The sequence below is a fragment of the Bacteroides sp. PHL 2737 genome (assembly GCF_004115325.2).
GTDB classification, from domain to species: domain Bacteria; phylum Bacteroidota; class Bacteroidia; order Bacteroidales; family Bacteroidaceae; genus Bacteroides; species Bacteroides hominis.
In genome coordinates, this window is record NZ_CP040630.1 from 2,655,079 (window position 1) to 2,669,145 (window position 14,067).

The window sequence follows — 14,067 nt, forward strand, 5'->3', positions numbered from 1 at the left end:
TTTTTAGTTGATATCTTTGGGGGAGATTCGGATAATCATTACCCGCTTTGTGTTGTTGCTTACTTTAAACCGATTGTCCGTTCGTTCTCCTATCAACCAGGCAATTCGTTCTCCGCAACACAACACCCATTGTTTCTTCTTGTCACTCAGGGAGAACTTCCGGTCCGTCAAATAGTCGCTTACACGCTTTTTGCCGATCATTCCAAAAGGAATAAACACATCACCTTGTTTCCATTTTCTTATACACCATGCTGCATCCATCTTGTCTGCATCAAAGCAAGCTGTTTTTTTATCTTTGGGAATTATAAATTCAGGAGTATAATCATATACTTCCGTAACCAGACGGAAAGGTGGTTTGGCTTCTTCCTCCTTTATATCTTCTTCAATTAGCAGCAATTCCCTGTCTTTTATGACTTTCCACCCTTTACCGATGAAGACTTTTCCCGGCTGTCCGTCGAGTGATTGTTGTATACTTTCTATTTGGGCGGCGTTGAAACCGAGCGGATGCAACAGTTCGAAGAGGATGGCTCCCGGTACCGGTTCTTGCAGTAAAGCCTCTATCCGGATACCTTCGGAGGTCAGCACGCGTGTCCGTGCTTCTTCTATACCTTTATTGTATAGAGTTGCCGTGTCATTCAGGTAGTTAGTCGTGCGGATAATGCTCTCTTTAACCGATGGATTGATTTCCTGCATCAGAGGTAACAGGTTCAAACGAATTTTATTCCGGGTATAATCATCCAAAAGATTGGTACTGTCCGTTACGTAATCCTGATTCATGCGTTGCAGGTATGCGATTATTTCATCGCGGCTCAGGCAAAGCAAAGGGCGTACGATGTTTCCGTTCTTTGGACGGATTCCGAGCAGTCCGTTAATGCCGGTACCCCGGATCAGATTCAGTAATACGGTCTCTACGCTGTCGTCTTTATGGTGAGCTACTGCGATAACAGCTGCTCCACGCTGTTTCCTGAGCGTTTCGAACCACTCGTAGCGTAATTCACGGGCAGCCATCTCGATAGAAATGTGTTTGTCGGCGGCATATTGAATTGTATCAAAATGTACGGTATGTAAAGGTACTTCCGCTTCATGGCACAACCGGCGTACAAATGCTTCATCTCTGTCCGATTCTTTATCCCGCAGATGGAAATTGCAATGGGTAGCTTCACAGGTGTACCCCATTGATAGCAACAATCGTAGCAAAGCCACAGAATCGGCTCCGCCGCTTAGTGCTACCAATACCTTGTCATTCAGATAAAAGAGCTTCTCTTTTTCGATGTATTGTGCTATTCTATGTTGTATCATATTGCAAAGATAATAGTTTTGTCAATATGGATAAGAATTCTCTCTTATTTAAAAACAATCTAAATAATTTGCATGCCACAAAGTTATGAATTATCTTTGCGCCAAAATTAGAGGTACACACACTATGCGATTGTCCGAATTAAAAACAGGTGAGAAGGGAGTCATAGTCAAAGTGCTGGGACACGGCGGCTTCCGTAAACGGATTGTGGAGATGGGTTTTATCAAGGGAAAAACCGTAGAAGTATTGCTTAATGCTCCACTGAAAGACCCGATCAAATACAAAATAATGGGTTATGAAATCTCTCTGCGGCGACAGGAGGCTGATATGATCGAGATCATCAGCGAGCAGGAGGCTAAGTTACAAACACAGGAATCTGCTTATCATCAGGGATTGACTGAAGATATTGACGTAAAAGAGGAAGATTTGAAGCGGGTTGCCCTTGGAAAACGGCGTACGATAAATGTGGCGCTGGTCGGTAATCCGAACTGTGGTAAGACTTCTCTTTTCAATCTGGCTTCAGGAGCCCACGAACATGTAGGCAATTATAGCGGTGTGACCGTAGATGCCAAAGAAGGATATTTTGATTTCCAGGGTTATCACTTCAAGATAGTCGACTTGCCCGGTACTTACTCTCTGTCAGCTTATACTCCCGAAGAAATTTATGTCCGCCGCCACATCATTGATGAAACGCCGGATGTGATCATTAATGTGGTCGATTCTTCCAACCTGGAGCGTAATCTCTATCTTACTACCCAGCTTATCGATATGAATGTACGCATGGTAGTAGCCCTCAATATGTACGATGAACTGGAAGCCAGCGGTAATACCCTTGATCACCGCCTGCTGGGCAATTTGTTCGGTGTTCCGATGGTACCTACTGTTTGCAAGAAAAATATCGGAGTAGACCGTCTTTTCCATGTCGTTATCAATCTCTACGAAGGTGCCGACTTTATTGATAAAAAAGGGCATATCCATCCGGAAGTGGCTAAGGAAATCATGGATTGGCATCAGACCCTGCCTAACTTTAAGGATCACGGTGAACATCCTGCCGACTATACCCATGGTAAAGAACCGGTGGGCAAAGTATTCCGCCATATTCATATCAATCATGGCCCCGATTTGGAGAAGGCTATCGATGCGGTGAAAGAAGAAATCTCAAAGAACGAATTTATCCGCCATAAATATTCTACCCGTTATCTGGCTATCAAATTGCTGGAGAATGATCCTGAAATAGAACGCTTCATTCATACTCTGCCCAATGCCGCAGAGGTGGAAAAGAAACGGGATAAAGCGGCCCGGCGTATACAGGAGACAATGAATGAAGATAGCGAATCTGCTTTGACAGATGCTAAATATGGTTTTATCAGTGGAGCGTTGAAAGAAACTTTCACCGACAATCATCTGGAGCAGGAACAGACAACGAAGGTGCTCGACTCCATTGTGACCCATCGCATTTGGGGATATCCCATTTTCTTCCTTTTTATGTATCTGATGTTCGAGGGTACGTTTGTAATTGGGGAGTACCCGATGATGGGTATCGAGTGGCTTGTCGAGGTGATGGGTAACCTGATTCGGGATAACATGTCCGAGGGCCCGCTGAAGGATATGATGATTGATGGTATCATTGGTGGAGTCGGAGGAGTGATTGTATTTCTGCCCAACATCCTGATATTGTATTTCTGCATTTCCTTGATGGAAGATTCGGGTTATATGGCTCGTGCCGCATTTATTATGGATAAAATCATGCATAAGATGGGCTTGCACGGTAAGTCGTTTATTCCTTTGATAATGGGTTTCGGGTGTAATGTGCCTGCAATAATGGCTTCACGTACCATTGAGAACCGGAAGAGCCGTCTGATCACCATGCTTGTCAATCCGTTGATGTCGTGCAGTGCCCGTCTGCCTATCTACCTGGTATTGGTGGGTGCTTTCTTTCCTAATAATGGCAGTTTGGTTTTATTGGGAATTTATGTTATCGGAATCGCATTGGCGGTTGTTATGGCTCGTTTGTTCAGCCGTTTTCTGGTGAAGGGAGATGATACTCCGTTCGTGATGGAACTTCCACCTTACCGCATGCCGACTATGAAGTCTATCTTTCGGCATACATGGGAAAAAGGCGCGCAATACCTCAAAAAGATGGGAGGTATCATTATGATTGCTTCCATTATCATTTGGTTTTTGGGCTATTATCCGGATCATAATGCTTATCCTACCCAGGCGGAACAGCAGGAAAACTCTTATATCGGGCAGATAGGTCAGGCAGTAGAGCCTGTACTTGAGCCGTTAGGATTCGATTGGAAGCTGAGTATCGGTCTTCTTTCCGGTGTGGGTGCCAAGGAGTTGGTAGTAAGTACGCTCGGTGTACTTTATACCAATGATGCCGATGCCGATGCGGTCAGTCTGGCTGAACGGATTCCGATCACTCCGCTTGCAGCATTCAGCTATATGCTGTTTGTGCTGATCTACTTCCCGTGCATTGCCACGTTGGTGGCCATCAAGCAAGAGTCCGGTAGTTGGAAGTGGGCTATCTTTACGGCAGGATATACCACAGCATTGGCATGGATTGTTTCATTTGCCGTTTATCAGATAGGAGGATTGTTTTTATGAATTGGCAAGAATGGGTTGTCGGGTTACTGATTATATTGTGTGTAGCCCGCATCCTCTATGGTATTTATGTTTTTTTTCGTCGTGTGAAAGAAAATGATAACCCTTGTGCAAGTTGTGCAAGTGGCTGTGAATTAAAGGATATGATGGAGAAGAAGCGGAAAGAGTGTTCGTCTAAGAAAAAAAAGACAAAGAAAAATTGCTGCGGATAGTTTGGTAGTTTCAAAATTTGTACTACCTTTGCAACCGCAAACGAGAAACAAGGTTCCTTGGATGAGTGGCTTAGTCAGCGGTCTGCAAAACCGTGTACGGCGGTTCGAATCCGCCAGGAACCTCGAACATTACTTTAAATCCCTTGAAAGTCAAGTGCTTTCAAGGGATTTTTCTTTGTTGGATTCCAATCTGGGGACCAATAAATTCATTCTTTCCACACTATTGCAGCAAAAAATATTAGGGAGCAAGTTGCAGAATAGATAATAGGACACAATCCTCTAAATCCATATACAAGCCATTTGAGCATATCCGACAGATGAGGATTCCATATTTCCGTATAATATGTCGTAAGACATATAAAAATGCAGTACATAGTAGAGTGTATTGCATTTTTCTTATATTTGCAAGTGCTTTCATGAAAGGTAAAACAAGACTATAAAAAAATGAAAACGAAAAAGTTATCAAAACTACTACTGTTGTTCTTGTGCACAATTAATCTTATTGGTTGCAACAATGAAGAAACGGAATCTGCCTGCCATTTGGAGTTGACTGTAAATTCATGCAAAATCATATTGGGCGGTAGTGAATCTGTAAAGCTGACGGCCCATGAAAACACGACATTGGATATAACTGATGGTGAAGTGGCTGATGCTGTTTATACATGGGGTGGAAATACGGAATATGCCTCTGATATCAAAATTACAGGTAAGCGGGATGGAGAAACCGATATTATCGTTACCGATCATGAAACAGGAGAGACTGCCACGATAAAAGTGGAAGTGACCAAAGCGCCGATGCCTCACCTTGCACTTAAAAAAGGGAATAGGAAAAATGTTTTTGATCGTATGGATTTTTATCTAACAAATGATGGTTCGCAATCTATAACGATGGGATTACTGTCAGAGGTATGCGATTCAATAGTCTGGACAGTGAATGGACAGAAAGGCAGCTATCGGTTGTATGAACGTGAAAGTGGAGAAGGAGTAGTTAAGAGCCATCTGGTTATGGAGTGGGGGCACTGCTTTATATTCCCCGGAGATTATGAAACTTGCCTTACAGCATGGAAGGATAACAAGGTGCTTTACCAAGACATACTTTCGGTTACTATCATTAATGATAAAGATTTTCTGGGATTTAATTGGAAGGATGTGACTAATACTTCACAGGCGTGGACTTCTTATGCCGATGTTATTGGCAGTAACCCTGATTTGATGACTACTTATCGGTTTAATGCTGGTGTCCCATCAGTGGAAGTTGCATACTTTAATGTTACAAGCGATAAATATCTGAGCCAAAGTTATGATGTGCTTTATAACTACTTCTGTTTACTCTATTCGCAACCTACTTACGAAGATAAAAAGGATAAGCAAAAGATCTTTCGATTATATAAGGAACTGTTTTCCGAGCAAAAGGTATATCCGAATGCCTATCCGTGCGCTATATGGGTTACAGATAACGCCAATGCGGTTTTATTACTTGACGAAGACGATTCGGCACGCTATATCGTTTATGCAGAACCAAGACAGTGATAAAATTATTTTTTATGAAGGAAGCCCTCAGTGAAGTTTCTTCATTTAAATTCACTACATTGGTGCTTTGTGATTTATTAATAATAGTCATAAAGTAGCACTATCCCGGTCAGTTGGTTGATAATATCTAAATTTAAAGTGAGGGTGCGTATGGATACTGATTTTGTAAATTTGACAACAGAAAACCTTGCCGGTGAGCATTTATGTTGCATTATCCGCAGTAAAAAGCCACATCAGGGTATTGAAGCAAAGCGGCGATGGCTTTCTGACCGGCTGAATGAAGGTCACGTCTTTAGAAAATTGAATGCAAAGGCTACGGTTTTTATCGAATATGCTCCCCTTGAAACAGCTTGGGTCCCCATAACCGGTGATAACTATTATTACGTATATTGCTTATGGGTTTTAGGTAGTTACAAAGGAAAAGGGTATGCAAAGTCATTGATGGAGTATTGTTTGGCTGATGCCAAAGCAAAGGGTAAATCCGGTATTTGTATGCTGGGAGCAAAAAAACAAAAATCCTGGCTTTCTGACCAATCATTTGCGAAGAAGTTCGGTTTTGAAGTTGTTGATACTACTGATAACGGATATGAATTGCTTGCGCTTTCTTTTGACGGAACAATACCCCGGTTTGCGCAAAATGTAAAGAAGCAGGAGATTGAAAGCAACGAACTGACGATTTACTATGATATGCAATGTCCCTATATCTGTCAAAACATTGAAATAATAAAACAGTATTGCGAAATGAATGACGTTCCCGTATCTTTCATTCAAGTGGATACGTTACAAAAAGCAAAGGAATTGCCCTGCGTTTTCAATAACTGGGCTGTATTCTATAAAGGAAAGTTTGAGACTGTGAATTTATTGTTGGATGTCGACTATTTAAAGAGGATACTCAAAAAGTGAAAATGTAAATTCGGATATGCTTTGTGAGCTTTGCTAAAGGTGTCAATCATATTTTAAATGAAGATGTGTCGAAAATGTCTCCATGCGGAATTGACATTTTCGACACACCTTCATTGATTTTATCTATCTTTACTCCAGAATAAAGATATAGCCTTTGTCTTTCGGTATTTTGATTTTATCTTTGGCTGACAGTGTGAATCCTTCCTGGAAACCTTTGATAGCAGGTGCCGTCAGTTTTGCCTTGTCGGGGTCTATCCCCAGTTTCTCCCAGTCAATTTGTAGTTTCACCTCACTGTCTTTCTTTGCCCAGCTGGCAATGGCTATCATCACTTTGCCATCTTTGACAAACGAAGTGGCCAGAATATCGCTGCGTCCTGTTTTCACCGGATTGTATGATACCCAATACCCCATCATCCGGCTGTCCTTGATACCGAAAGCATCCCATACCTTCCAGAGTTGTGAAGGGACGGACTCCATCGGTTCGCGTGCTGTCATGCCGTATAGCATACCCCGGTAAGGATTGCCACCGTCCTGTAACATTTCGCTCATCATGCCGAAGGGGATACCCGAAACATCTGTCAGCCAGTATTCCGGTGATTTTTCGTATTTGAAGTATTCGCCGAACCAAAGACGGTCCAGGTAAGGCATGTGTTCCATGTACAGGAAGATGCTGTTGATGTACCCGTCCGCCGGATTGAATTGGTTGGCGGAATGAACGTCGATGCGCGGATCGGGACGATTGTTTTCCAGTACCCGGCGGATACGTTTCATGGTGTTGCGGTCGAAAGCCAGGTCGTCGATATATACACCGTCGATACCTACATTCTTTGTCAGCCAGTTCAGCCCTTCCACGTAAAAATTATGCCAGCGTGAAATGCCGGTATTCACGATGGCTGCATCTTTGTAGGCATCTACAAACCATGCGGCGATGTAGTCACCGTCCAGATGCTCTTGCAACCATGCATATCCTCCTCCTTTGCCCGGAGAGAAGATCTCGTGTCCGAGACTTTTCAGGGCAAAAAGCTCCGGTGCGTGATTGTTCAGCTCCCTTACGGTGTAGTAGATTTTCACTTTGTAACCTTTGGCATGCGATTCGTCAACGTACTGCTTCATGAAGGCCGGACGGAAGAACGGATAGTTGATATGCGGGTTGACTGCATTGCCGTGATGCAGGTTGATGACGTTCGCTCCGGTTTCGGCTACTACGTCTACCGCCTGATAAGCATGCGCATCACCCTCTTTCAGTTTTTCGGCAGGCTGGTAACCGTGATAGTAGCGATCGGTTCACTGCTTCATGGTGTCTATCGGTTTGAAAGGTGTCACCAGCACCAGGAAGTCGAAGTTCAGCTCTTCTCCTTTGGTCATGGTCCGCTTTCCGCTGTAGGTTTCGATATCCACTTGTTTCCCTTGTTCCCGGTAGCTGATACCTCCTTTGCCGTCGTTGAACCAGGATGGCGGCATGTTCAGCGGTTGCATTTTGTAGAAATTGGTGTTCAGCGGGCGGCGGTAGTTTTCCGCACGGAACAGGCATTGCATTCCACCGTTTACGTCGCCGAACCAGAAACCTTCCTGATTGCGTTCCACATTCCATTTCCATCGGTCGCTTTTAGGACGCAGAGAACCTTCATATCCCATTCCCAAACGATATTTGGCAGTCGCTGCCGGCATGGAAGTCATCAGAGCTATGTCATCTACCGATGTGTTTTCGGTTGCTTTTACTTTAATCTGATAACTCATGAAACCGTCAAACTCCATGCTGGCATGTACCGTCACATCGAGTGATCCGGCCTTCCCGGCAGCTGTCCAACTAACAATTCCGTCTTCCTTCTTGCCGAATTTCAATGGTGAAGTGATGGTGACGGGCAGTTGTTTTCCATTCCGGCGGATGACGAGCTCCATCGGTTTTGCCAGGATGTCTTTGGCTTCTTTGCCAACGGAGGTCATCTCTTCGGTGAAATAACTCCGGATGGAAGCCGGTAACCCCAGTTCGCCGGCAGTGACGCTTCGTCCCAATACGCTGATTGTGTTGTCTGTCACCGTCATCGGAATGAACGGCTTCACCAGTTGGTCGTTTACGGCATATTGTGAATTCAGCCAGCGCAGGCGTGACAAACGCCACAAATCACTGTCTCCTTTGTCTACCAACACATTGTCGGACAGGTTGATCGTGATCTTTACCTCTTGAGAGGCTCCCGATGAATCGCTGACAATGGCTTTACCGCTATAAATGCCTCTGCCGGCATGTTCCGGCATCTGAATGCCTATCCAAAGCGGCTGTACACGCCCCTTGCCCACGTTTACTTCCGGATGCATCGGGCGCCCTATCCAGTCGGTCCCTTCCGTATTGAAACAAGTGATGGCCGATGCCGGAATCATCTCGTCTTTACCTTTCAGGTCGGTGAAGGTTACTTTGACCCCGTTCACCGGATTCTTGAAAGCCCATAGTCCGAGTTGCAATACATAATATTCGTTTAAGTCTGCTTCACCGAAAAATTCGCCGGTGGCTCCTTGGGTTACCTGACGGTACGAGAGATCGTCGAACATACGGATAGGGAACTTACGGTCTTCGGGCAGCAGCAGGAACGGTTTATTGCTATTGGCTTCTGCCAATGCCTGTTTCTCTTTTGCTGTGGCAATGATTTCCATCGGATAGAAGCTGTTGAAACTGCCTAACGACTCGAATCTGACCAGTTTGGCCCGGGTCACCTTTGTTCCCGGAGTGGAACTGCAGATTGCTTTCCATTGTGCGTCGGCTCTGTCAGGTTGCTTCGGATAGTTCACTTTGGGGTATGGACCTCCCGATGTATGGTAGGGCAGATAGTATACATAGTAATTCCCTGTACCTGTACTGGCATCGAACCGGATACGTCCGTACTCACGGTTGATTTCCACCGGAAGTACATTGTCCACTACTTTGCCGGTAGAAGCATTTATCACAATAATCCCTTTCTGTTCGGGATTGGCGTCGCGTCTGCGCCAGGGGATATAAGCTTCCGCTACGGTGGCGGGAGTATTCATTGAAACAACGGCACGGTGATTACCCAGTGTGTCGGGAGTCCAGTAGTTTTCGCCGTAAAACGAAGCTTCGGGGACGAAGTCCTGAGCAGCTGCCGGAAAGGTTAACAAGGCTGACAGTGCCCATAAAAAGAGTTTTTTCATAATGTTTTGTCTAATAAATAAGTATGTGCAAATTTACAAAGAATCGTTTGGGATCGGATAAGATTTGCCTGTTTTTATTTGAGATGCGGTTTCTCTGTCGATTGGCGGACAGTATTTGGACACCTTTATTTGCATTTTCCCTTTTTGTATTATCTTTGCGCCCTCAAAAAACAAATAAACCCTACACTATGAACAAAAAGAAAGTTTTAGGTATTTCGCTTCTGGCACTCTCTCTGTTTGCTTGCCAGGATGATGATACCGTCGACATTCTCAATGCCTTTGGCACACCGCCTGCCTTGACTAAAATTTCGGCAGAGGAGTTTCTCAATCAGGGAGAACAGATGTTTGAAGATGGTGAGAGCGTTGATGACATTGTTTCGGCCGATCGCGCCTTCTATGTGAACCAACCGCTTAATGTATCGATGACAGACGGAAAGCTCCGCCTGTTCAATGGTATGGCTCACGATTTCAAAGAAGTCTCCGTATGGCTTACGATGCCCCATTTGCGTGATACCATCCATCTGATGCAGTTTGAAGAAGTTCCGGGCTTTTACAACATCCGGTTGGATTCTCCGCTGAAGATGGGCGAGGCAGTCTATCCCTCCAAAAGCGGCAAGCCTGTCCGTGTCAACAATCTGGCTTTGCTTTCTCCCGATCAGTACGAACTGTTGCTCACATGCAACGATTCTGTATTCGATATGTTGAAAACCATCAAGATGAAGACCCGCATTCAGATGGGAAAATACGGTAGTGGTAACTGGGGAGTGATGACGCCCAATGCAGCCCGTTATTATGCCACTTCAGCGGTAAATATGGCCGTTATGTTCAGTTCCGGAATTTTTCGTGATTCATTGATGAATTATAAAGGTAGCATCCATAACGATGCAGGGAAGGAGATTGACCGTGAGGGATTGTTGAAATCCATTCTGAATAAGCAAAGTCTGGTGTTCGGAGTAGTCACCGGGCCCGGAATCGCCGGACTTGGCGGAGGAAACGCACTGGGATTGCGTGAGGAATATCTTTCGGGCTTCTTTTACCAGAACCGGGTAGCGATAGATTGCAATTGGGTGCTTCATGTCTGGATTCACGAATTGGGACACTGTCTGGGTTACGGCCATTCCAGCAGCTTGTGTTATGGATCGATGCCCGACGAGATTGTGCCGAAAGTATACCGTTACATGATGAAACACCGGATGTTGCCTTATGTCATCAATCCATTCAAGAGTTACAATGATTATAACCCCGGTATCAACGATGCCGATAATCCCGACATAGAGTTATGATGAAAAGATACAGCATTTTTATGGTAGTGGCGACTTTGTTGCTCACTTTTGCCGCATGTGATAAAAACAATATGCCGGGGTTCGGTTTCACTACCGATTCCATCCTTACACTGACTTTTGAGAAAGAGCTGGATGCGGCAGCTATCGGTGTAGGTACACAGAGCTATAATCCTGTGGGAATGCGCCGTTCGGGTGATACCCTTTTTATAGCCAACCGTGTCGACGGATCGGATGGTGTCCGGATTGTTCGTGCCTCCACCGGCGAATTGCTTTACTCGTTGACAGGTTGGATGTATGACGGAAAAGCTGAAAAGTTCGATAATCAAGTGATGGATGTAGCCGTCAACAGCGATTATATTTTTGTGGTGAACCGCTCTTCCCGGATCGACATGTTTCGCCGGAACGATTATACGTATGTAACCACTATCGGGCGTACAGGTTGGCAGTCGAGCTCGTTGTTGCAATGCGAGTCTGCCGAAGTAGCCGGTGACAAACTATTTATTCGTGATAAACAAAAAATCAAGGTGGTACAGCTTTCGGACTGTACACCGGAAAATCGTTTCAAGGTCCCCGTGTTTGCCCAGAACACCGACAGCACAACTTCCAACAATGGATTTAATCTCGAGACCGTGGCACGTTACAAGGAACTTATTTACGTATCGGACTATGAAAGTTCGCGTATCCTCGTAATCGATCCCTCCACCGTTACTACGAAAGGAGAGCCGGTCCGCTTTGTCCGTTCCTACCGTATGCAAAGCAAGCCGTTGAGTATGGGATTCTTTCAGGATGAAATGTACGTTGTCTGTGCCAATAACCGTATCGTAAGAGTGAATCTCCTCACCGGAGAGGAGAAGGATGCTTACTCTTCTTTTGCCGGAGGAATGGGATTCGGTGCTCCGGGACGCCTCTTTTTCCATAACGATATGTTCTATCTTTCAGGTCGGAACGCGAACGCTCCGCGCCTGATACAGGGAAAAGTGATGTTTGTTGAAATATCCGAGTTGGACTAAAAAAGCTCACGACAGAGGATCACAGAGTCTCACGGAGTGAAAATATAGAGTACAAAACTCTGTGAGACTCTGTGAAACCCTGTAGTGAATGAAATTCAAAAAAATAAGTAAATATGAATTTAAAATTTTTATATCTGTTATTATTGCTGTCTGCTGCCTGTTGTGTATCCTGTTCCAAGGACGAAGAACCGGCTGATAAAGGCAATACCTCTCCCGAAGAACCGGTTTATACCACGTTTACCGATGCCGGCGAAGTGATTATTCCCGGAGTGCTTCCGGCCAATTTAACTCCCCGGTCCGTACGGGTCAAAGGGGATACATTATTTGTTGCCAACAATAATGCCGCCGACCGTTCTGTTCTTTTGTTGAACTTGACGACAGGCGAGCTGATCGGACGCATCGATTCGTGGATGCGGAAAGATACTAAAGAGACATTTAACGCTGAGATAGGAGATATGGCTGTTTCGGACCGTTATATTTTTGTGGGCATGTACAACTCCCGTATTAACGTTTTCGACCGTCGTACCCTTCAGTTCGTCAATGCCATCGGGCGTTCGGATGGAAAGTGGGGTGACGATATTTACAGCATGACTCATTGTTACGGTCTTCGCGAATGCGGTGAGAGGCTGATGGTGCGTGATAAAAATACCATTCGCGGTTATTGGATTTATGAAGCTGTTACCGAGCCTGCGTTTCGTGTCCCTTGGATCGGAAAGGTAAAGGTACCCGAAGGGATCGGATATGACTATCAGCCCCGCATTCATGGCATGGCGGAGCATAACGGGCGCATGTACCTCACCGACTGGTACAACAAAAGCCTGCAAGTGTTTACTCCCTCAAAAATGGAGATTGTGTTTGGCGAAGAGACACACATCACTTCCGATGCCGTATTTAAGTACGACGCCATACAGCCTTTGGGACTGCTGTCCTATGGCGGAGAGCTCCTGATGTCAGTACAAAAGAGCGGGAAGATACAGCGCTATGACCCCGAGACGGGCGATTTGTTGGGGCTGTTAGCCGAATTTCCGGACAAGGAAATCGGGCGTATGGAGATAGCCCGGGGAATGCTTTATTATATTGACCTCAAAGCCGGAAAACTGATGAAGGCAAAAGGAGAATGATTTACCACAGAGTCACACAGAGTCTCACTGAGTTTTATTCTTCATCATTTTTACTCTGTGAAACTCTGTGAAACCCTGTGGTGAATCTCTTTCCGTTATACATTCATCGCATTTGCTCCGAGTGCACCCAAGTCTTAGAAGTGAATTTATGCCGTCTGAACCGGTATCTTCATCCTTATACCTTTCTTCAATTAACATTGTTAACGCTTTTTTTAGGCTGTCTTATTCTTATGCGCAAATAACAAGTCTTTTGCATTTAAAGAATTTGTTATTCGCATCCAAAGAACAAGCTTTAACTCTATGTTAAAACAATGCTTTTGAGAACAGAAATCTTACTTTTTAAAGGTGTTGTTTTTCAGATGGTTAAGTCTGAAATTCGCTTCTCCGCCTCACGGATGGACTTTTCGGGCGAAAGCTGGGGTACTTGCTTTTTTGTCAACTATAAACGAGGGTTTACACTTCCGAAACTTGAATAATTTATATAATTCCGGCAAATATATTGTATCTTTTTGAAAAGCAGATGTGCTTACGCGCGCGTAAGAGGAGAAAATCTTGTGTGTAAGTGATAGGAGGGTGGGATACCTATTATTGGGCTACAGACATATACGTTATGTAGAATTTATAGAAAAAATAGGGGGAAATTGTTTCAAAAAACGTTCGTCATTTGAAACACCTTTTTTTGACCTTTTTGAAAAATCCCGTTCTTATGAAAAAAAATATAGATAAAAACACTATTTTTTATTCATAACTCTTTCATTATCAGTAGTGTGTTTTAGTAAAAAAGAGAAAAAAGCAATTTATTTATAAAAATATTTTGTTGTTATAAAAATGTGCCTTACCTTTGTGTTTATAAACGAACGTTTTTTGAAACAATTTCGTCCGTTTTACCACTATAAATATTATCGGAAATACTTACGGTTTGAATGAGAAAAGATGTCTCGTCCA

8 protein-coding genes, 1 tRNA gene and 2 pseudogenes are annotated in these 14,067 nt (G+C 44.3%); 8 read left to right on the plus strand and 3 right to left on the minus strand.

The features are described from left to right. Nucleotides 1-3: 3 nt before the first annotated feature. A complete protein-coding gene (tilS, locus tag DBK98_RS10800; protein ID WP_005809613.1) occupies nt 4-1,299 on the minus strand; it encodes a tRNA lysidine(34) synthetase TilS in 1,296 nt (431 codons plus the stop codon). 124 nt (nt 1,300-1,423) lie between these two features. Here tilS and feoB point away from each other — a divergent pair, with 124 nt between their 5' ends. The 5 genes from feoB (at nt 1,424) to DBK98_RS10825 (ending at nt 6,549) form a co-directional block, all read left to right on the plus strand. Then, entirely contained in the window at nt 1,424-3,907 is a 2,484-nt protein-coding gene (gene feoB, locus DBK98_RS10805) for a ferrous iron transport protein B (RefSeq protein WP_005776077.1), read from the plus strand. Next, nucleotides 3,904-4,116 (plus strand): hypothetical protein, encoded by a 213-nt coding sequence (locus DBK98_RS10810; RefSeq protein WP_005809609.1) that lies wholly within the window; start codon nt 3,904-3,906, stop codon nt 4,114-4,116. Before feoB ends, DBK98_RS10810 begins: the two co-directional genes overlap by 4 nt. A gap of 51 nt (nt 4,117-4,167) precedes the next feature. Next, a tRNA-Cys gene (locus tag DBK98_RS10815) sits at nt 4,168-4,239 on the plus strand. Nucleotides 4,240-4,560: 321 nt separating this feature from the next. Further along, nucleotides 4,561-5,646, plus strand: coding sequence for a pilus assembly protein N-terminal domain-containing protein (locus DBK98_RS10820; protein ID WP_005809607.1), 1,086 nt, complete (start codon nt 4,561-4,563; stop codon nt 5,644-5,646). Nucleotides 5,647-5,796: 150 nt separating this feature from the next. Then, entirely contained in the window at nt 5,797-6,549 is a 753-nt protein-coding gene (locus DBK98_RS10825) for a GNAT family N-acetyltransferase (RefSeq protein ID WP_005809603.1), read from the plus strand. Nucleotides 6,550-6,678: 129 nt separating this feature from the next. On the opposite strand, the pseudogene DBK98_RS10830 reads toward DBK98_RS10825, so the two are convergent. Next, nucleotides 6,679-9,708: pseudogene (locus DBK98_RS10830) on the minus strand (glycoside hydrolase domain-containing protein). A gap of 188 nt (nt 9,709-9,896) precedes the next feature. Between DBK98_RS10830 and DBK98_RS10835 the strand changes: the two are divergent. The 3 genes from DBK98_RS10835 (at nt 9,897) to DBK98_RS10845 (ending at nt 13,122) form a co-directional block, all read left to right on the plus strand. Next, nucleotides 9,897-10,991, plus strand: a complete 1,095-nt coding sequence (locus tag DBK98_RS10835; protein ID WP_005809599.1) for a hypothetical protein — start codon at nt 9,897-9,899, stop codon at nt 10,989-10,991. Beyond that, nucleotides 10,988-12,001: a hypothetical protein gene (locus tag DBK98_RS10840; RefSeq protein WP_032536019.1), complete on the plus strand. Its 1,014-nt coding sequence runs from the start codon at nt 10,988-10,990 to the stop codon at nt 11,999-12,001. Before DBK98_RS10835 ends, DBK98_RS10840 begins: the two co-directional genes overlap by 4 nt. Before the next feature lie 113 nt (nt 12,002-12,114). After that, nucleotides 12,115-13,122 carry a hypothetical protein gene (locus tag DBK98_RS10845; protein ID WP_032536018.1) on the plus strand — a complete coding sequence of 336 codons (1,008 nt, stop codon included), beginning with the start codon at nt 12,115-12,117 and terminating at the stop codon, nt 13,120-13,122. Between the two features lie 24 nt (nt 13,123-13,146). Here DBK98_RS10845 and DBK98_RS23515 read toward each other — a convergent pair. Then, a pseudogene (locus tag DBK98_RS23515) lies at nt 13,147-13,404 on the minus strand (hypothetical protein). Nucleotides 13,405-14,067 lie beyond the last annotated feature (663 nt).

Excerpts from the sequence above, each read along its gene's own strand:
- tilS (WP_005809613.1), bottom strand. The coding sequence starts at position 1,299 with ATGATACAACATAGAATAGCACAATACATCGAAAAAGAGAAGCTCTTT.
- DBK98_RS10835 (WP_005809599.1), top strand. The coding sequence starts at position 9,897 with ATGAACAAAAAGAAAGTTTTAGGTATTTCGCTTCTGGCACTCTCTCTG.
- DBK98_RS10845 (WP_032536018.1), top strand. The coding sequence starts at position 12,115 with ATGAATTTAAAATTTTTATATCTGTTATTATTGCTGTCTGCTGCCTGT.
- DBK98_RS10840 (WP_032536019.1), top strand. The coding sequence starts at position 10,988 with ATGATGAAAAGATACAGCATTTTTATGGTAGTGGCGACTTTGTTGCTC.
- DBK98_RS10810 (WP_005809609.1), top strand. The coding sequence starts at position 3,904 with ATGAATTGGCAAGAATGGGTTGTCGGGTTACTGATTATATTGTGTGTA.
- DBK98_RS10820 (WP_005809607.1), top strand. The coding sequence starts at position 4,561 with ATGAAAACGAAAAAGTTATCAAAACTACTACTGTTGTTCTTGTGCACA.
- feoB (WP_005776077.1), top strand. The coding sequence starts at position 1,424 with ATGCGATTGTCCGAATTAAAAACAGGTGAGAAGGGAGTCATAGTCAAA.
- DBK98_RS10825 (WP_005809603.1), top strand. The coding sequence starts at position 5,797 with ATGGATACTGATTTTGTAAATTTGACAACAGAAAACCTTGCCGGTGAG.